The sequence below is a fragment of the Clostridium coskatii genome (assembly GCF_001675205.1).
Lineage (GTDB): Bacteria > Bacillota > Clostridia > Clostridiales > Clostridiaceae > Clostridium_B > Clostridium_B ljungdahlii.
Genome location: NZ_LROR01000041.1, coordinates 49,241 through 68,706, shown reverse-complemented (window position 1 = coordinate 68,706; position 19,466 = coordinate 49,241). Strand labels below are relative to the sequence as shown.

General features: G+C 31.5%; 20 protein-coding genes. 18 read left to right on the top strand and 2 right to left on the bottom strand.

All coding sequences use genetic code 11. The features are described from left to right. Positions 1-22: 22 nt before the first annotated feature. Positions 23-352 (top strand): hypothetical protein, encoded by a 330-nt coding sequence (locus CLCOS_RS09155; protein WP_063601465.1) that lies wholly within the window; start codon positions 23-25, stop codon positions 350-352. Between the two features lies 1 nt (position 353). Next, a complete protein-coding gene (gene preA / locus CLCOS_RS09150) occupies positions 354-1,580 on the top strand; it encodes an NAD-dependent dihydropyrimidine dehydrogenase subunit PreA (RefSeq protein ID WP_013240211.1) in 1,227 nt (408 codons plus the stop codon). 47 nt (positions 1,581-1,627) lie between these two features. Here preA and CLCOS_RS09145 read toward each other — a convergent pair whose 3' ends face one another. Then, on the bottom strand, positions 1,628-2,269 hold the full coding sequence (locus tag CLCOS_RS09145) for a TetR/AcrR family transcriptional regulator (RefSeq protein ID WP_013240210.1): 642 nt from the start codon (positions 2,267-2,269) through the stop codon (positions 1,628-1,630). A gap of 71 nt (positions 2,270-2,340) precedes the next feature. Next, positions 2,341-3,603 (bottom strand): Nramp family divalent metal transporter, encoded by a 1,263-nt coding sequence (locus CLCOS_RS09140; protein ID WP_063601448.1) that lies wholly within the window; start codon positions 3,601-3,603, stop codon positions 2,341-2,343. A 254-nt stretch (positions 3,604-3,857) separates the two neighbouring features. On the opposite strand from CLCOS_RS09140, the gene CLCOS_RS09135 reads away from it, so the two are divergent. The 16 genes from CLCOS_RS09135 to CLCOS_RS09060 all read left to right on the top strand — a co-directional run bounded on the left by CLCOS_RS09135 (position 3,858) and on the right by CLCOS_RS09060 (position 19,238). Continuing rightward, positions 3,858-5,615, top strand: coding sequence for a GGDEF domain-containing protein (locus CLCOS_RS09135; RefSeq protein WP_063601447.1), 1,758 nt, complete (start codon positions 3,858-3,860; stop codon positions 5,613-5,615). Between the two features lie 163 nt (positions 5,616-5,778). Continuing rightward, entirely contained in the window at positions 5,779-5,943 is a 165-nt protein-coding gene (locus CLCOS_RS09130) for a zinc-ribbon domain-containing protein (protein ID WP_013240204.1), read from the top strand. An 82-nt stretch (positions 5,944-6,025) separates the two neighbouring features. Beyond that, a complete protein-coding gene (locus CLCOS_RS09125) occupies positions 6,026-6,919 on the top strand; it encodes a YitT family protein (protein WP_063601446.1) in 894 nt (297 codons plus the stop codon). Between the two features lie 159 nt (positions 6,920-7,078). Next, positions 7,079-7,834, top strand: a complete 756-nt coding sequence (gene map / locus CLCOS_RS09120; RefSeq protein WP_013240202.1) for a type I methionyl aminopeptidase — start codon at positions 7,079-7,081, stop codon at positions 7,832-7,834. A gap of 249 nt (positions 7,835-8,083) precedes the next feature. Then, positions 8,084-9,346 (top strand): multidrug effflux MFS transporter, encoded by a 1,263-nt coding sequence (locus CLCOS_RS09115; RefSeq protein ID WP_013240201.1) that lies wholly within the window; start codon positions 8,084-8,086, stop codon positions 9,344-9,346. 532 nt (positions 9,347-9,878) lie between these two features. Beyond that, positions 9,879-11,138: a double-cubane-cluster-containing anaerobic reductase gene (locus tag CLCOS_RS09110; protein ID WP_029169914.1), complete on the top strand. Its 1,260-nt coding sequence runs from the start codon at positions 9,879-9,881 to the stop codon at positions 11,136-11,138. A gap of 17 nt (positions 11,139-11,155) precedes the next feature. Next, positions 11,156-11,407: a DUF3343 domain-containing protein gene (locus tag CLCOS_RS09105; RefSeq protein WP_013240199.1), complete on the top strand. Its 252-nt coding sequence runs from the start codon at positions 11,156-11,158 to the stop codon at positions 11,405-11,407. Positions 11,408-11,552: 145 nt separating this feature from the next. Then, positions 11,553-12,308 (top strand): acyl-CoA dehydratase activase, encoded by a 756-nt coding sequence (locus CLCOS_RS09100; RefSeq protein WP_063601445.1) that lies wholly within the window; start codon positions 11,553-11,555, stop codon positions 12,306-12,308. Between the two features lie 208 nt (positions 12,309-12,516). Further along, positions 12,517-13,437, top strand: a complete 921-nt coding sequence (gene pyrB, locus CLCOS_RS09095; protein WP_063556176.1) for an aspartate carbamoyltransferase — start codon at positions 12,517-12,519, stop codon at positions 13,435-13,437. A gap of 15 nt (positions 13,438-13,452) precedes the next feature. Further along, on the top strand, positions 13,453-13,890 hold the full coding sequence (locus CLCOS_RS09090; protein WP_013240196.1) for an aspartate carbamoyltransferase regulatory subunit: 438 nt from the start codon (positions 13,453-13,455) through the stop codon (positions 13,888-13,890). 36 nt (positions 13,891-13,926) lie between these two features. Beyond that, positions 13,927-14,796 carry an orotidine-5'-phosphate decarboxylase gene (gene pyrF / locus CLCOS_RS09085; RefSeq protein WP_063601444.1) on the top strand — a complete coding sequence of 290 codons (870 nt, stop codon included), beginning with the start codon at positions 13,927-13,929 and terminating at the stop codon, positions 14,794-14,796. Between the two features lie 77 nt (positions 14,797-14,873). Continuing rightward, positions 14,874-15,626 (top strand): dihydroorotate dehydrogenase electron transfer subunit, encoded by a 753-nt coding sequence (locus CLCOS_RS09080; protein ID WP_063601443.1) that lies wholly within the window; start codon positions 14,874-14,876, stop codon positions 15,624-15,626. 79 nt (positions 15,627-15,705) lie between these two features. Further along, positions 15,706-16,596 (top strand): dihydroorotate dehydrogenase, encoded by an 891-nt coding sequence (locus CLCOS_RS09075; protein WP_063601442.1) that lies wholly within the window; start codon positions 15,706-15,708, stop codon positions 16,594-16,596. Positions 16,597-16,606: 10 nt separating this feature from the next. Further along, the gene (gene pyrE, locus CLCOS_RS09070) at positions 16,607-17,179 is read left to right on the top strand and encodes an orotate phosphoribosyltransferase (RefSeq protein ID WP_013240192.1); all 573 of its coding nucleotides are present in this window, start codon (positions 16,607-16,609) and stop codon (positions 17,177-17,179) included. A gap of 432 nt (positions 17,180-17,611) precedes the next feature. Then, complete coding sequence (locus tag CLCOS_RS09065; protein ID WP_013240191.1) at positions 17,612-18,391, top strand: hypothetical protein; 780 nt, start codon at positions 17,612-17,614, stop codon at positions 18,389-18,391. Positions 18,392-18,452: 61 nt separating this feature from the next. Beyond that, positions 18,453-19,238: a sugar phosphate isomerase/epimerase family protein gene (locus CLCOS_RS09060; protein ID WP_013240190.1), complete on the top strand. Its 786-nt coding sequence runs from the start codon at positions 18,453-18,455 to the stop codon at positions 19,236-19,238. Positions 19,239-19,466: the final 228 nt, after the last annotated feature.

Sequence of the window (19,466 nt, the reverse complement as noted above, 5' to 3'; positions counted from 1 at the left end):
TGCCTTAATAGGAGGACTTAATATGGACAAGAAAAATGATATGAGATTTAGTCAGATAACAGAAGAAGTTTCTAGATGTCTTTTATGTTATGATCCACCTTGCAGCAAAGCATGCCCGGGAGGAAAAAATGCAGCAGATATTATAATGTCTCTAAGATTTAAGAATTATAAAGGAGCCTGTCATAAGTTTATTGATGACTTATATAAATCTGGTGAATGTGGTCTTGCATGCAATAATAAGATGTATTGTCAAAGAAATTGCATAAGGGGAAAAATAGATAGACCCATAAAGATAAGGATGATACACAAATTTCTTCATGAAGAGAGCTTAAAAGTGGAGGAGGTAATTTAAAATGAGGGACCTTTCTATAGAGTTTTGTGGTATAAAGTGCGAAAATCCATTTTTCTTGTCCTCTTCTGTAATTAGCAATAACTTTGAAATGTGCGCTAAAGCTCTAAACATGGGCTGGGCTGGTGTGGTATTTAAGACTATAGGCTTTTATGTTGCAGATGAGGTATCTCCTAGGTTTGATGCAATAGGCAAAGAGAATACTCCTTTTATAGGATTTAAAAATTTGGAGCAGATATCAGAGCATCCTTTAGAATATAATCTAGAATGTATAAGTAAATTGAAGAGAGAATTTAAAGATAAAGTTATTGTTGCATCCATTATGGGAGAAAATGAACAGCAGTGGACTAAGCTGGCGGAGTTAGTTACAAAGGCAGGTGCAGATATAATTGAATGTAACTTTTCATGTCCCCAGATGGCGGAAGAATCCATGGGGTCAGATGTAGGTCAAAATCCTGAACTTGTAGAGAAATACTGCAAAGCTGTAAGAAGAGGAACTTCACTTCCTGTACTTGCCAAGATGACTCCCAATATAGGGAATATGGTAATCCCTGCAGAAGCTTCAATACACGGCGGCGCAGATGGAATAGCTGCTATAAACACTGTAAAAAGTATAACTAGGGTTGATTTAGATAAGTTCTCACCTTATCCAATAATAAATGGTAAGTCAGCTGTATCTGGATATTCAGGAAAGGCAATCAAGCCTATAGCTCTTAGATTTATAAGTGACTTGGCTAAGAGTGAAAAACTAAAAGAAATTCCTATAAGTGGAATAGGTGGAATAGAAACTTGGGAAGATGCAGTAGAATTTTTACTGCTAGGAGCATCCAATATTCAAATTACTACAGCTGTTATGCAATATGGATATAGAATAATAAAGGATTTGATAAGTGGATTGTCCTATTATATGGAAGATAAAAAATTTGAAAAAGTAAAAGATTTAGTGGGATTGGCAGTTAAAAATGTAGTGAATGCAGATGAACTTGAAAGGGATTATATAATTTATCCTGAATTTAGAGATCACAATTGTGTTGGATGTGGAAGATGTTATATATCTTGTTTTGATGGAGGACATCAAGCTATAAAATGGAACTATGAATCTAGAAAACCACAGCTTATTGAAGATAAATGTGAGGGATGTCATTTATGTGCAAATATATGTCCTACTGGAGATATACTAAGTGGTAAAAAAGTAATTAAAACTGCAAAAAAAGTTAGGCAATTGGCTTAAAAATTTAAATAAATAAGACTATGAGTATGTTAGCTTATAGCCTTATTTTATTTGCAAGAGTCGCAGGGCAATTTAATAGTATCATATATTTTTATTATTTTTTCATTCAACATTTTGTCAACTAAATCAATGCAATCTCCATCGTATTTTATACTATTATTTAATAGTAACACAGAAATACCGTGTACCGCACTCCACATGGTTAATATGTCTAAAGATAGATCCTTTTCTTCTATAGTATTTTTATATACAGATTTTAGGTAATTAATGGCACTTGCTTTAAATACTTGAAAAGCTCCACCTTCATAGGATGAATTATCATCTTTGCTTATATTTACAGGTTTACTAAAATCGCTTAAGAAAATAAATTTAAAATAATCTGGATTTTCAATCATAAATTTTACATATTGTTTTCCGAGTTCAACAAGTTGTTTTTTTGGATCGGAAGGATATTTATTTACAATCTCATTCAAAGAGTTTTCAAAGCTTTTTGATACTTCCATAATGATTGCAGAAATGAGTTCATCTTTATTTTTAAAATGTTTATAAGGTGCGGTATGGCTCACGCTGCACATTTTAGCTACTTTTCTTAAAGAAAAATCTTCATATCCACTATTAGTTAGAAGCTCAATTCCCTTTTTTATCATTTCTTCTTTTAAATTTCCATGATGATATTTTTCTTTATCCAATATTATCTTCCTTTCAAATTGATATATTTAAAGTAATTATAACCTTTGCCGATCATATAGGCAATGTTGTATTAAACATTGCCCGTAAAAGTTAAACATATGAGTAAAGCATTTAACCCTATTATTACACAGGTTATAATCCATCCTACAGTTTTTGTAAGAGGCTTATTGACAAGGTTACCCATGAGATCTTTTCGACTGGTTATAAGCAGCATAGGTATTATTGCAAGGGGGAGGGCAAAACTTAATGCAACCTGGCTTAGCACTAAAGCTTTCATTGGATTCATTCCAAGACATATAATAACCATTGCAGGTGTCATAGTTATAAGTCTTCTAACATTAAGTGGTATATTTAGATTTACAAAACCTTTCATAATAGTCTGTCCTGCTAACGTTCCTACTGCAGATGAAGACAATCCAGATGCAATTAAGGCTATGCCAAAAATTCCACTGGATAAGGAGCCTACTAGTGGTTCTAGAGACTTATGTGCCTGTTCGATGGAGTCTACAGCTATTCCATTTTTATAAAATACTGCAGCTGAAACTATTACCATTGCTGCATTTACGATAAATGCAATGTTCATGGCAATTATTATGTCAATTCTCTCCATTTTTAAGTGACTAAGCTTAGCTTTTATGCTGTCATTTCTATGATTACGACTTTGAACCAATTGAGAATGCAGATATATAACATGGGGCATAACAGTAGCTCCTAACATGCTTACAGCTATCAATACAGCACTTCCATTTGGCAGTATGGGAACAAGGGTATGTATCCCAACAGCTGTCCAATCAGGTTTAGCTATAAATAATTCCATAGAATATGCAATGCATATAACAGTTACTAATGTAGTGATTATTGCTTCTATTATCCTTTGACCATATTTCTCCATATATACAATGATATAAGTTGCTAATCCAGTGAGAAGACCTGCATAAATCATAGGAATTTTAAATAGTAGATACAATCCAAGAGTGCCGCCTAGAAATTCTGCCAAATCTGTTGCCATAGCAGCAAGTTCGGCACAAATCCATAAAAACCAATTGGCTTTTTTTGAAAAGATCATTCCACACATTTCAGGTAGGTTGTGTCCTGTGGCAATGCCTAGCTTTGCAGACATTGACTGGAGGAAGATGGCCATTATATTGCTCCACAGAATTACCCATAAAAGAGTGTAGTTAAATTTGGAGCCAGCACTTATATTTGTAGCAAAATTTCCAGGATCTATATAAGCCACGCTTACTATAAAAGCAGGTCCCAGAAACTTGGATAATTCACGGCTTTTTCCAAGTAGTCCTCTATTTTTTTTCAATACATTTAACTCGTTTTCCATATTCTAAACGTACCTTCTTTATAAAAATTTGTTAGTCTAGGCTAAAGTTCTTTCACTACTGTAAAATATGTAATGCAGACTAAAAGTGTTACTGTTAGGAAAGAAAAATAGGTTACTTATCAAGAGATTCTTAGGTTTAGGTGCAGTCTGAATGTTTTTAACTGATAATTAGAGAATATTTAACTTATGTTTAATTTATATTTAACTTGTAAAATGTATACTTTTTTTAAAGTTAAATTAATGGGGTGCTGTAAATGAGTATAGATAATGAACTTGATAAAATATTAGCGGAAAAGAGCATAAGTACTGTTTTTCAACCTATTATTTCTTTAAAAAATGGTTTTGTTATAGGGTACGAAGCACTTAGCCGCGGACCTGAAGGTTCAACTTTATATTTTCCAAACAAACTTTTCTCCACTGCAGAAAAATATAATAAAACATGGGAACTTGAATCTTTGTGCAGAGTGAAGGCTATTGAGAAAGCAAAGGAGATTGATAAAAATAAGCTGCTGTTTATAAACGTAGATCCTAAAATATTTAGAGATGAGAGATTTAAAAGTGGATTTACAAAAGAATTTTTAGAGAAACACAATATATCTCCAGACTCGATTATATTTGAAATTACGGAGAAAACTGCTATAGAAGATTATAAAAGTTTCAAAGGTGCTCTTGAAAATTATATTAATCAAGGATATAAAATTGCAATTGATGACACAGGGGCGGGCTATTCAGGACTTAAAACCCTAATGGAAACGAAACCCAATTATATTAAAATTGATATATCTCTTGTAAAAGACATAGATAAAGATTCATTTAAGCAGGAACTTATGAAAACATTTGTAAGCTTAGCAAAAGCTACGCATATGAGACTTATTGCAGAAGGAATTGAAACGGAAGAAGAACTTTTTACATTAATTAAAATAGGTGTTTGTGCTGGACAGGGATATTTTCTTCAAAGACCAGCAGGAACATTTTTAGATATTCCTCAAAATGTAAGAGAAAAAATAATTGATTATAATAAAATATCTGATAATAAAGATAAATTTGAGAGAAATTATGTTGGAGATATTGCCCAAGAAAATAAAACATTTTCGGTATCAACTAAAAGTGAAAATATAAAAAAATTTTTTGAACAATCAAGTGTTACAGGAGTATGTATAGTAAATGAAGATTTTCCCACGGGTTTGATTATGAAACACAATCTTGATTCTATGCTTGCTACAAAATATGGAATCTCAGTGTTCTTAAAAAGACCTATATCTTTAATTATGGATTGTTCACCTCTCATAGTAGATTATTATGATTCTATAAGTGAAGTATCAAAAACTGCAATGGCAAGAGAAAATAGTAAGATTTATGATTATGTCATAGTTACAAAGAACAGTAAATATTGTGGAATTGTAACAGTTAAATGCTTACTTGAATATACGGTGGAATTTGAAAAAAATTATGCCAAAAATCTTAATCCTTTGACCGGATTACCGGGCAATGCTATTATAAATAAAACTCTTAAAGATATGATAGGCTACAAAAATAGTTTTTTACTTCTTTATGCTGATTTAAATAATTTTAAAGTATATAATGATACCTATGGTTTTGAAAATGGAGATAAGGTATTAAAATTCACTTCAATTTTTTTAGAAAATAAAATTAAGAAATCTTTTCCATACAATAGCTTTATAGGACATTTAGGAGGAGATGATTTTGTGTGTATAATAGAAGATACTGCTGCTAAGTGTTATAAATTATGTGAAGAGATGATCCGTGAATTTGATTTAAAAATACTTAATTTTTTCAATGAAAAAGATAAAGAAAATAATTACATAGAATCCTTTGATCGAAAGGGTAATAAGGATATCTTTCCACTTACATCAATTGCATTTGGAGGAATGTACGGAAATGTCAATAGATTTAAAGATGTAGATGAAATTGGTGAATATATGAGTACTTTAAAAAAACAGGCCAAAGGAAATAGGGATAGGAGCAGCTATATAATTGATGAAGTTTATTAAAATGAGGTCAATTATATTGCAAATTAAATACTAGTATGATACACTGAATAAGTATTAGTAATAACTAATGCTTAGATTTGATTAGATGAACAACATATCTCTTTTAGAAATATATTTGTGAATCGTTTTAGATCTTGATTTTTGGAAAAGGAGGTATGTTTAAATGGCAGATAAAACTATAGTTTGCAAAGACTGTGGAGAAGAATTCGTATTCACTGAAGGCGAACAAGAATTTTATAAAGAAAAAGGTTTTGAAAATGAACCTCAGAGATGTCCTGATTGTAGAAGAAAAAGAAAGCAACAGAACAACAGAGGATTCAGAAGATAATACGGTGTTTACTAAAGCCCTATAGTTTTATGCTATAGGGCTTTTAAAAGTTTAGATGATTTTTACGGAAAGGAAATTGAAAATGACAAAGCACAATGTTTGGACTAATAAAAGTACTATGTATCAATATATAAAACAGTATTTACAAATGATGATAGGATGTATAATAGTAGCCTTTGGATTTAATCTGTTTTTAAAGCCTAATGAAATAGCTTCTGGTGGGACGGTTGGAATATCAATACTAGTACAGCATGTATTTGGTGTAGAGCCTGCTATTACCCAGTGGTGTGCAAATATTCCACTGATTTTTGTAGGATTATTTTTTATGGGGAAAAAATTTGCAATGAGAACTGTATTTGGCTCTTTGGTTCTACCTTTATGCATACTTTTTACAACACATTTCCATGCTTTGACATTAAATCCTCTTTTAGGTGCTATATACGGAGGAGTACTATCAGGTATAGGACTTGGCTTAGTTTTTAAAAGTGATGGATCTACAGGGGGAACTTCAATAATAGCTAGTATTGCCAATAAATATACAGCTTTGAGCATTGGAAACTCTCAAGGATTAATAGATGGTTCTGTAATTATTTGTGCTGGTTTTGTATTTGGTGCAGAAAAAGCACTTTATGCGATTATATCCATATATATAACTAGTAAGGCTATTGATTTAATGCAGTTAGGATTTAGTGGATCAAAAGTTGCTTTTGTAATTTCTGATAGGTCACAACTAATTAAAAAAGCTGTATTAGAGGATTTAAACAGAGGGGTTACCGTGCTGTCTGGTTTTGGTGGTTATACTGAAGAAAAACGTACAGTTTTAATGGTAGTTATGGATCAATCAGAATTGAACAGATTTAAAACTTTCATAAAAAATATCGATAAAGACTCATTTATAATAATAAGTGATACCCATGAAGTTTTAGGACAGGGATTTAAATTATATAGTGGAGTTAAGAACAAAAAAATAGTTTGATAATCAGGCTGTAAAGTATTTTCCAGGTTTATAATACAAAACTGTAGAAAATATGTAAACTGTAGTATATAATAATTAATAATTGACAAAAGTTTTTTTTAGATTAATATGTTAAAATAGAAATAGGTATGGATAAATTTTAAGATAGAGGCGAGAAATTTGATAGATATAAAAACTGAAAAAGAAATAGGATATATGGCTGCAGCAGGGAAGATACTAGCATCGTGTCATAAAGAAATTAGAAAAATGATTAAGCCAGGTATAACTACTATGGAGATAGATGCTTTTACGGAGAAATTTTTAAAAGAAAATGGGGCAACCCCTGAGCAAAAAGGTTATATGGGTTTTCCGTATGCTACTTGTGCTTCAGTAAATGATGAGATCTGTCATGGATTCCCAAGCAACAAACCTTTAAAAGAAGGTGATATTGTAACTATAGATATGGTTGTAAATTTAAATGGATGGTTGGCTGATTCTGCATGGTCCTATGCAGTAGGAAATATATCTAAGGAAGCTGAGGACCTTATGAAGGTTACAAAAGAATGTCTTTACAGAGGTATAAAGAAAGCTGTTGTTGGAAATAGAATAGGTGACATAGGACACGAAATACAAAGCTATGCAGAGCCACTAGGATATTCAGTAGTAAGAGATTATACAGGACATGGCATAGGAAAAGTAATGCATGATGATGTATGTGTACCTCATTATGGTAAACCAGGAAGAGGACTTAAACTTAGAGAGGGTATGGTAATTACTATAGAACCTATGATAGATATAGGTACTTATTCAACTGTAGTAGATAGCAATAATTGGACAGCACGTACTGCAGATGGAAGTCTTTCAGCACAGTATGAGCATACTCTTGCTATAACGAAAAATGGACCTATTATTTTAACTGATCAAGACAGCATTTAGAAAGTAGAAATTAAGCAGCCGTGGATAAGTATCAGCAATACATGACATTATTCACGGCTGTATATTTTTAATAATTTAAAAATAATGGAACCTAAATCAGTTCACAATTCACGAATTGCAATTGATTATTTTGTATTATGAATTATGTTATGATTTGCTATATATGGTAAATGCCATATATAGATTGACATAATAGCCCGTAGGGCTTATTTTTATACGCTAATATATAAATCTGAAAGGAAGGTATTTATGGGAAAAAGTGATATGTCAGAATCATCTAAAAGTAATGAAGTAAAACAAAAATATCTAGGAAATAAAGGTCTTATAATCCTTATCTCTTTATTAAGTGCATTTGTGCCTTTATCCACGGATCTTTATCTTCCAGCATTGCCTATGATGTCTGAATATTTCCATGTATCACAGGCTGTTACTAATCTTACGCTTATAATGTTTTTTGTATTTTTTAGCATAGGCACGCTTGTTTTTGGACCGTTAAGTGATAAATATGGACGTAAACCAGTACTTATTATGGGTCTTGTATTTTATTTAATAGGCAGTGTAATGTGTGTATTTTCGGCCAATATGACGCTTTTAATATTTTCTAGAATTATTCAAGCTGTTGGAGGAAGTGCAGCTAGTGCAGTAGCTACAGCTATTGTTAAAGATGTTTACAGCGGCAAAAAACGAGAATCGGTTTTATCTATTGTTCAATCTATGACAGTAATTTCTCCAGCTGTAGCACCAGTTTTAGGCTCATGGACTTTAAAAGTAACTTCATGGAGAGGAATATTTGTGGGGCTTGCCCTTATAGGAGTAGCATCTCTAATAGGATCTGTATTGCTAAATGAAACCTTAACAAGTTACAATAAAGGAACAGTAATGCAGACATTGGGAAGGTTAGGCGTAGTACTTAAGAATCCAGGATTTTTTTCTATGTTACTTATATTTTCTGTAGTAAATATAGCATGTATGGCGTTTATATCTGCATCATCCTATATATATCAAGAGGGCTTTAAACTTACAAGTGAAGTATACAGTTATTATTTTACTTTAAATGCAGTGGGAATGTTATTTGGTCCATTCCTTTATCTTAAGCTTGCAGGTCATCTTAAACGTGAATTTATCATTGATGCTTGCTTTATTGTAATGATAGCCAGCGGTATATTAGTTTGTATATTTGATAACAGCAAACCTTGGGTATTTGCATTAGCTCTCTTGCCTTCTACTATAGCATCATGCTGCATGCGTCCGCCAAGTACTAACTTGATGCTTGAGCAGCAGCAGAAAGATACAGGTTCAGCATCCTCACTTATAGGTGGGTTTGCAATGATTATGGGAAGCGTAGGCATGGTTATTGTTTCATTTAATTGGCCCAATCAAGTTTTTGTAATAGGAGCTCTAACTGTTGTAATAGGACTAATTTGTGGAATTGGATGGAAATTGGCTTATAAAAAACCATATGTAAGACATTTTTCTGAAATAGATATGGAACAATGTGATGTAGCAGAATAAAGAGAGTTTCTAAGTAAAAATGGACTTATACTTCGGATATTTTTTACAACCACAAGTATGATTAAATACTTTGATAAGTCTAAGCAGAAAATTTATAAAAACATAAGGTCTTTTGAAAACTCGTACCTCAGACAATTCAAAAGACCTAAGTTTTTTATAAATTTTCCACTAAGACTTATATACAAAGTTTTTAAATGTACTTGCTTATTGTAAAAATATGCCTGCGTATAAGTCCATTTTTAAGCTATAAAATCTGTATTTGATTATAATATCAAATATTTATTATAGTATGTTAAACATAATGATTGAATTATTACATATATGTTTACTTTTTTAAGTAACACTATAGGGATGCCAATTTGAAATTGCTATTATGTGATTTGATATAAGACAACTTTTAGCCTAGAAAGTGTGTATAAAAATATATTATAGTTGCTGTTATAACTATTTATAAATCAAATAAGTGGATAGAGCTAAATGTGATATCATAAAATCAAATGTTATAATATCTAGAGTTAAGGGGGAATATGTAGTGGCAGATTATAGAGAATTATGGAGTAAGTTGGGAATAGATCTAGAAAAACATGATAAATTATGTGCAGTGCTTCCAGAATTATACGGTGGCGTTTATTTAACCCAAAAAAATAGACCAGAGGGAATGAATTATTTTAATCTTGTAGTAGCTGAAGTCCATGGATTAAGGATACAGGAACTGGATGACTATAAAGCACAAGGTGGAAAAGTAGTAGGCACATTTTGTGTGTTTGTTCCTGATGAAGTTATACTTGCAGCAAAAGCAATAGGGGTAGGTCTTTGCTCAGGATCTCAATTTTGGGTTGAAGATGGTGAAAAGGTTTTACCAAGGAACATATGCCCTTTAATTAAGGCACTTATGGGTGCAAAAGTTGGAGGAACGTGTCCATATTTTCAATCGTGTGATATGTTAATTGGAGAAACAACCTGTGATGGAAAGAAGAAAGCTTGGGAAATATTAAATGACTATGTTCCAGTTCATGTTATGGAATTACCACAGATGAAAAGAGAAAAAAATTGTAAGGCTTGGGAAGAAGAAATAAAGGAATTTATAAGCAAGATGGAAGAACTTACGGGCAATAAGGTAACTGTAGAAAGTTTAAGACAGGGCATAAAGACTGCAAATGCGAAGAGAAGGGCACTTAAAAGATTATATGATTTGAGAAAATATAAGCCATCTCCAATAAGTGGATTAGATGTTTTATTGATATCACAAATTGCTTTCTATGATGATCCAGATAGATTTGTAGAAAAATTAAATGAACTATGCGATGAATTGGATGAAAGAGTTAAAAAAGGTGTAGACGAGGGTAAAAAAAGGATCATGATAACAGGAACCCCAATGGCACTGCCTAACTGGAAACTTCATTCTATCATAGAAGGATTAAATGCACAGGTAGTAGTTGAAGAAACATGTACAGGAACTAGATACTTTGAAAATGAAGTTTGTGAAGATGGAGAAACTATAGACGATTTAGTAAAAAATTTAGCTGACAGATATATGAAGATAAACTGTGCCTGCTTTACCCCAAATACAGGAAGAATTGATGATATAATAAAATATGTAGATGAATATCATGTAGATGGGGTAATTGATTTTAATCTTTCATTTTGCCATACTTATGCAGTAGAACATAAGGATGTAGAAAAAGTGTTAAAAGAAAAAGATATACCTTTAATTCAGATAGAAACGGATTATTCTACAGAAGATTCAGGACAGATAAAAACAAGAGTAGAAGCATTTTTAGAGATGATATAATGTAGGAGATTTATAGTATGTCAAATAAAAGATACTATATACTTTTTCCATCTCATACTGAAGGGATAAAGATGGAAAAGTTATTAAAAGGGAGTAAATTAGAATATACAATTGTGCCTACACCTAGGGAAATTTCATCCTGCTGCGGCATATCTATAATGTATAACAAGAAGGATGAAGAAGAAATAAAGCTGATGGCACAACAGCATAATGTAAAAACATTAGGCTTTCACTGTGTAGATAAAAAAATTGTGAATCCTTATTTATAATAACTCAACTTTTTTAGTTAATAGTTAAGAATGAAGAATTAATAGTTATTGTGGATTTTTTTCGTTACACTACAAAAAATCATCATTTACTATTAACTTTTCATTATTAATTATTAATTTATCTTAATATAAAAGGTGGAATTTTGTGATTTACGTAGGTATAGATATAGGTTCTACTGCTTCAAAAGTTTGTATATATGACAGTGGAATTAAGGAAACATTTGCACTTCCAACAGGTTGGAGCAGTGTAAAAACTGCTGGTGTCATAAAAGATAGACTAAAGGAAATAGGATTGGGGAAAGATAATTGTAAAATAGTAGCTACGGGGTATGGAAGAGTATCTGTTCCCTATGCTGATAAAACTATAACTGAAATTACTTGCCATGGAAAAGGTGCTTACTACCTTTTAAAAGATGACTGTACAGTAATTGATATAGGCGGCCAAGACACCAAGATAATTACCATAAAAGGTGGTAGAGTTACTAATTTTACTATGAATGACAAATGTGCAGCAGGTACAGGAAGATTCCTAGAGCTAATGGCTGGTACTTTAGGCTTTACCATAGATGAACTATGTGAAAAAGCTAAGAGTGGAAATGGAGTTACTATAAGTTCTATGTGTACTGTATTTGCTGAATCTGAAATAACAAGTTTAATTGGAAATGGTACAAGGAGAGAAGATATAGCTTTTGGAGTAGTTGATTCTATTACAAGTAAAGTAAAATCTTTATGTCAAAAGCATGGAGACGAATTTAATTATTTTTTAACTGGTGGTTTAAGTCAAAATAAGTATATAATAAACACCCTTTCTAAAAAATTAAGCTCACCTGTTAAAAGCAGTAAATTTGGAAGATATGCAGGTGCTATTGGAGCAGCTCTTTTAGCTTCAAAATTAAAATAACATGTTGACTTTGATTTGAAACTGTGATATCCTAAACACAGTAAAAATTAAACAGTAAAAGACCTTTAAAACTAGTCCTGTGAGACTAGGAAGGCATATGTAGAATATAAAATTATTATATTATGGTATAATAATGCCTTCCTTAAAGGAAGGCATTTTTTTACACCTTTAAATTTAGCACGGAGAGGCTGAGAAGGAGGAATTATTAATGTTAAAAGGAAGACATCTAATAGATATAATGGATTTTTCAATAGAAGAATTAGATGAGATATTCAAACTTGCAAATGAAATAATTTCAAAAGAGAAGGATTTTTCAAAGGTATGTGATGGAAAGCTTCTAGCAACCTTATTCTATGAACCAAGTACTAGAACTAGACTTAGTTTTGAATCTGCTATGATTAGGTTAGGTGGAAAGGTAGTAGGTTTTTCGGAACCTAATTCAAGTTCTGTTTCAAAAGGTGAAAGTATAGCAGACACAATAAGGGTAATTGGATGTTATGCAGATATTATAGCTATGAGACATCCTAAAGAAGGTGCACCTAAGATAGCATCTATGTATTCTACAGTACCTGTTATAAATGCAGGAGACGGTGGTCACCAACATCCAACACAAACACTTACAGATCTTTTAACCATTAAATCTATAAAAGGAACATTATCCAATCTAAAAATAGGCTGCTGTGGTGACTTGAAGTTTGGAAGAACAGTACACTCACTCATAAATGCCATGTCCAGATATGAAAACAATAGTTTTACTCTTATATCCCCGGAAGAATTGAAAGTACCTGATTACGTTAAAAAGGAATTAAATAAAAAAGGTGTTAACTACAGCGAAACTAAAAATTTAGAAGATGCTATAGGTTCTCTTGACATACTTTATATGACCAGAGTACAGAAAGAAAGATTTTTTAATGAAGAAGATTATATAAGACTTAAAGATATATATATATTAAGCAAAGATAAAATGTCTAAAGCGGGTAAAGATATGATAGTACTTCACCCACTTCCAAGAGTAAATGAAATTCCATATGAAATAGACAGTGATCCAAGAGCTTGTTACTTTAAGCAAGTTAAATATGGTATGTATGTGAGAATGGCATTAATGCTGAAATTACTTGGAATTAGGTAGGGGAGGAAGATAAATATGCTTACAATAAATAGTGTAAAAAACGGTATTGTAATTGACCATATAAGAGCAGGATACGGAATGAAAATATTTAATTACCTGGAACTAAATAAGGCAAAGTATTCTGTGGCACTTATAATGAATGCGGTAAGTGAAAAATTAGGAAGAAAAGATATAATTAAAATAGAAAATAATTTGGAACTGGATTTTACAGTACTTGGATTTATAGATCCTAACATTACAATTGATATAATAAAAGATGAAAAAATATATAAGAAGATAAAATTGAAACTTCCAGACAAAATTGAAAATATAATAGAATGTAAAAATCCAAGATGTGTTACTTCTGTAGAAAAAAATATACCTCATATTTTTAATCTGGTGGACGAAAAAACAGGTGCCTATAGATGTGAATATTGCGATCAGATATATGAGAATTTATCGAAATATCTTTAAATTAAAGTAAAATTATATTTAAAGAAGGGGCTTTTTATGATTATAGATAAATTGTACGATGATGTTTTAAAAAAGGGAAATGTATGTGTGGGACTAGATACTGCCTTAGAATATATACCAAAACATGTGCTAAGCTCACATGAAAATATAGAAGATGCTGTATTTGAATTTAATAAAACTATAATAGACAGTACTTGCGATGTAGCTGCTTGTTATAAAGTACAAATTGCATACTATGAAGCCTTGGGTATGGAGGGACTCAGGGCCTATAGTAGAACCTTGAAGTATATAAGAAATAAGAAGGTTTTAACGATTGCAGATATCAAAAGAGGAGATATAGCAAAAACAGCAGAAATGTATGCAAAGGCACATTTTAAAGGCGAATTTGAAAGTGACTTCATAACTTTAAATCCTTATATGGGATTTGATACATTAGAGCCTTATTTACCTTACATTGAGAATGATAATAAGGGAATGTTTGTGCTCATACGTACGTCAAATAGAGGAGCAGAAGATATTCAATATATAGATACTAAAGAAGATAAAAAACTTTACAATGTAGTAGGAGAAAAAGTAAATTTTCTTGGAAAGAAATATTTAGGAGACTGTGGCTACAGTTCCATAGGTGGGGTAATAGGGTGTACTCATCAGGAAGAAGGAATACAGCTTAGACACAATCTAGATAGTGTATTTTTCTTAATACCTGGATATGGAGCCCAAGGGGGAACAGCTCAGGACATTGCTGCTTATCTTAAAAAGGGCAACGGCGGTGTAGTGAATTCTTCAAGAGGAATACTTCTAGCATATAGAAAAAGAAAAAATGGCGAAAAGAATTATGGAGAATGTGCTAGAGAAGAGTGTATTAGAATTAGAGATGATATATTTAAGGTATTTTCAAAGAAATAACCAGTCAGTATGCTAGTCTATTTTCTTTCAAATGCCTTAAGGTATCAAAAAATATTTAGAAATGGAGAAGAAATGCATTGAAAAATGAGTTAAGCTATACCACTGAAAAAGTATATAAAAATGAAAAAACAGCTGAAGGTATTTATAAACTTGAAATTCAGGGAAAGTTCAAGGGCAAACCAGGGCAGTTTTATATGCTGAGGTGCTGGAAACTAGAACCACTGCTTTCAAGGCCTATAAGCATACATTATTTAGATACAAATAAAATAGTTTTTTTGTATCAAGTAGTAGGGGAAGGTACTGAAAAGTTAAGCAAATTGAAAACGGGCGATGAAATAAAACTTTTAGGGCCTTTGGGAAATGGATTTGATATAGAAAATTTGAAAACAAAAACTGCTATTATTGCAGGAGGTATAGGAATTGCCCCAATGTTTTATCTTGCTCAAAGCATAAGAAAACAACATGAGAATTGTAAATTAGATCTTTATGCTGGTTTTAGAGATAGTGTGTATTCTATAGATAAATTTAAACCTTTTGTAGATGGCATATACATTTCTACAGAAACGGGAAGTCAAGGTACAAAGGGCTATGTAACTGATGAATTTAGGCCTGAACTCTATGATACTGTACTATGTTGTGGGCCGGAAGTTATGATGAAAAAAGTAATAAGTATGTGTAGCAAAAAACAGGTAACCGTATATGTTTCAATGGAAAATCGTATGGCCTGTGGAGTGGGAGCATGTCTTGTATGTACTTGTAGTACCATTAAAGGTAATAAACGAGCATGTAAAGATGGACCAGTTTTCTTAGGAAGCGATATAGTACTGTAATTTTTAAAAAGTTTGAAATAACTAGTTAGTATGCTATTTCAAATGCACAAATATAAAAGGGGAAAGGAAGTTTAACCAATTGATAGATATATGCGGTGTGAATTTTAAAAATCCTGTAATCGGAGCATCTGGAACCTTTGGATTTGGTGAAGAATATAATCAAATTTATGATGTATCAAAATTGGGAGGAATATGTTCTAAGGGTCTTACATTAAAAAGAAAAGAAGGAAATGACGGCATAAGAAGCTATGAAACTAAAGCAGGTATATTGAATAGTGTGGGACTTCAAAATCCAGGAGTAGAACATTTTATAAATTTTGAACTTCCTAAAATGAAAGAATTTGATACAGTTGTTATAGCTAACATAGGCGGAAGTACTATAGACGATTATGTTGAATCCGTGGAGAAGCTAAGTAGCTCGAATGTAGACATTATAGAACTGAACATATCTTGCCCTAATGTAAAAAGTGGGGGGATGGCTTTTGGAATAAAATCAAAGGTAGCTTATGAAATAGTAAGTGCTGTAAGGAAGGTCTGCAAAAAACCACTTATGGTGAAATTATCTCCTAATGCTGAAGATATCGTAGATATGGCATATAAGTGCTGCGAAGCAGGAGCGGATAGCTTATCCCTTGTAAATACATTTAAGGCTATGGCTGTAGATATTAAAAACAGGAAGGCAGTATTTGATAATATAACTGCCGGATTGTCGGGACCGGCAATAAAACCCATTGCATTAAGAATGGTATATGAAGTTTCAAAAGCTGTAAAAGTTCCTGTAGTTGGAATAGGTGGAATAGTAAGCTTTCAAGATGCGATAGAATTTATAATGGCGGGAGCTTATGCAATTCAAGTAGGTACTGCAAACTTTATAAAACCAGATATATGTTTGGATATAATAGATGGTATAGAGAAATATATGAAAGATGAAAATATAAAAGATTTAAGTGAAATAAGAGGAATAATTTAGGAGGACAGTTATGGATAATTTAGTTATAAATACATTGAAAGAAGTAGGAGCACTTTTGGAAGGGCATTTTCTACTTTCTTCAGGAAAACACAGTGATAGGTATTGTCAGTGTGCAAAACTTTTACAGTATCCTGACAGGGCAAAAGATGTAATAGCAGTTATTGCAGACAAATTAGAGAATGTTGACTATGATAAAATAGTTGGACCTGCAATGGGTGGAATATTAGTTTCCTATGAACTTGCAAGGCAAACGGGCAAACCAGGAATATTTGCTGAAAGGCAAAATGGAAATATGACTATAAGAAGGGGATTTGAAATAAAAGAAGGAGAAAAAATTATAATTTCTGAAGATGTGGTAACTACAGGAAAATCATCTGTAGAGGTTGCTAAGGTAATTCAGGAATTAGGTGGAGAGGTTGTAGGTATATGCTGCATAGTAGACAGAAGAGCAGAAGGTGTCAAAATAGAATATCCAATTTATAGTGCAGTAAAACTTAATATAAACACTTATGATAAGGAAAATTGTCCTATGTGTAAGCAAGGACAAGAATATGTAAAGCCTGGAAGTAGAGTATTCAAATAAGTCGAAAAAATCAATGCACGATGCAGAATTGACAATTAAATTATTAGATTTTAGATTTTTCATAACGCTCACGGAGAAAAATCCACAGAAATTGTGAATTGATTACTTAAAAATAAGCCTATTTCTATAGCACATTAACTGTGTTTTTAGGAATAGGCTTATTTAAGTAAATAGCTTAAATTTGCCTTTCACAATTTTATGGAGTTTTACAAAAAATTATTACTATTTATAAGATTTTTGAGGTATAATAAGTAATGAATTCCTACAATATTATTTATTATATACATGAAAAATTAGTAGTGATTTTTTATTGTGTATAATTTTATATAATGGATAATCCTTTGGGAATATTAATCAGGGAATCACCACTTTCTATAATGGGTGATTTAACTTCCCATAGTTATTAATACTAAGTATAGGAGGAGTTTTTTAGTGGGTAAACCAAGTATTTTTAGCAAAGAATATGAAAAGAAAATGCAGCGGCATAAGAGAAATAAAGTTATACTTATTGTAGTATGTTTGATGGCAGCAGTGTTAGTTGTAGTTTACATAAGGGGAGCATTTAGAGATGTAGTAAAGGAAACAAGTAAAGTAAAGAATAATATTGTTTCTGAAAACAAACAGACAAAAAATAATACGGATAGTCAAAAATCATCTCAACCAAATACTCAAACTAAGTCTAAGGATGCAGCAAGTCAGAATTCATATAAAATAAAATTGAGTAGTGGAAAAGATGTAAGTTTAATATATCAAGGTAAGGGTAATGATAAAGTATTTAAGGCAGATAGCAGCGGTACATATGATGTAAGCCCATCAGGTAAGAATGCACTTTTGTTTGATGATAAATCTCAGAGTATATTGTTAGTGGATGCAAGTGGAAATAAGCAGGATATAACAAATCCACAGTATGTATCTACTACAGGAACTGTAATAGCAAAAGATTCTCAGTTAACTAATAATCCAGGATATGTATGGTGTTCTTCACCTAAATTTATAGATGACAATAATATTGCATATGTAAGTCAACTCCCATGGATTGGAAAAACTACAAAATACGTGTGGATAGAAAGCTTGCAGAATAAAAATCATGTTATGGTTCAGAATATAGAAGGTGAAGATATAAAGTTTCAGGGAATAAATGAAAAGGGACTTACGGCCATTGTAGATGGTAAAACTGTTTATTTAACGGCATCAGGTTCCGTTACCCAGTAGAAGGTGCATCCTTCTACTGGTTATTTTTGCAATGGAGTCATATGATAAATTTGGAGGAATTATGGATATAGGATTGTCATCAGCTAGCTTTTACCCAAATGTAAATACGGAAAATAGTATAGCTTTGATGAAAAATTTAGGATTTAATTTAGGAGAAGTATTTTTAAATAGTATCAGTGAATATAGTGAAAATTTTGGAGACATACTTTTAGAGCAAAAATTAAAGAACAATTTTATTATAAATTCTGTTCATGCTTTTTCTTCTTCTTTTGAACCTAATTTATTTGATGAATATAAGAGGAGAAGAAATGATGCATTTTTACAGTTTAAACAAGTATGTAAACTAGCCAGAAAAGTTGGAGCTAAGTGCTATACGTTTCACGGAATGAAACATAAAAAACTCTATAATGTAATTAACTATGATCTGGTTTTTGATGTTTATGATAAATTATTATATACAGCAGGAGAAGAAGGCATAAAGTTGTGCCAGGAAAATGTATTTTGGTGTATGTCGGGAAATATTGATTTTTTATATACACTTAGAGAAAAATATGAGGATTCCCTATACTTTACACTGGATATAAAGCAAGCCTATAGAGCAGGAAGGTTACCTGAAGAATATATAGATATTATGTCAGGAGCTATAGAAAATTTACATATAAACGATAGAAATTCAATAAGTTCATGTTTGCTTCCAGGTAAAGGTGATATAAATTATAAGAAGTTATTTTGTAAGCTGCGGGAAGCAAATTATAATAAGGTTGGTATAATTGAAGTGTATAGTGACAATTATAAAAACTATGATGATTTAAAAGAATCTAAAGATTATATTGAAAAGTGTTTGTAAAAATTAAAAAAAACTATAAACTTTGAGATTTTTGGTATATAATTATAATACCAATTTTAATTCCCAATAATAAGAAATATATAGAGTAAAACTATGAATTTAACTTTTACAATATAATTATTGTATATATACTAAAATATTAGTTGAATTTTACGGTGCAATTATATAAAATATCACTATTGAGTTTTACAATTTAGACAGTAAAGAAAGGCAATGCTCACATCATAT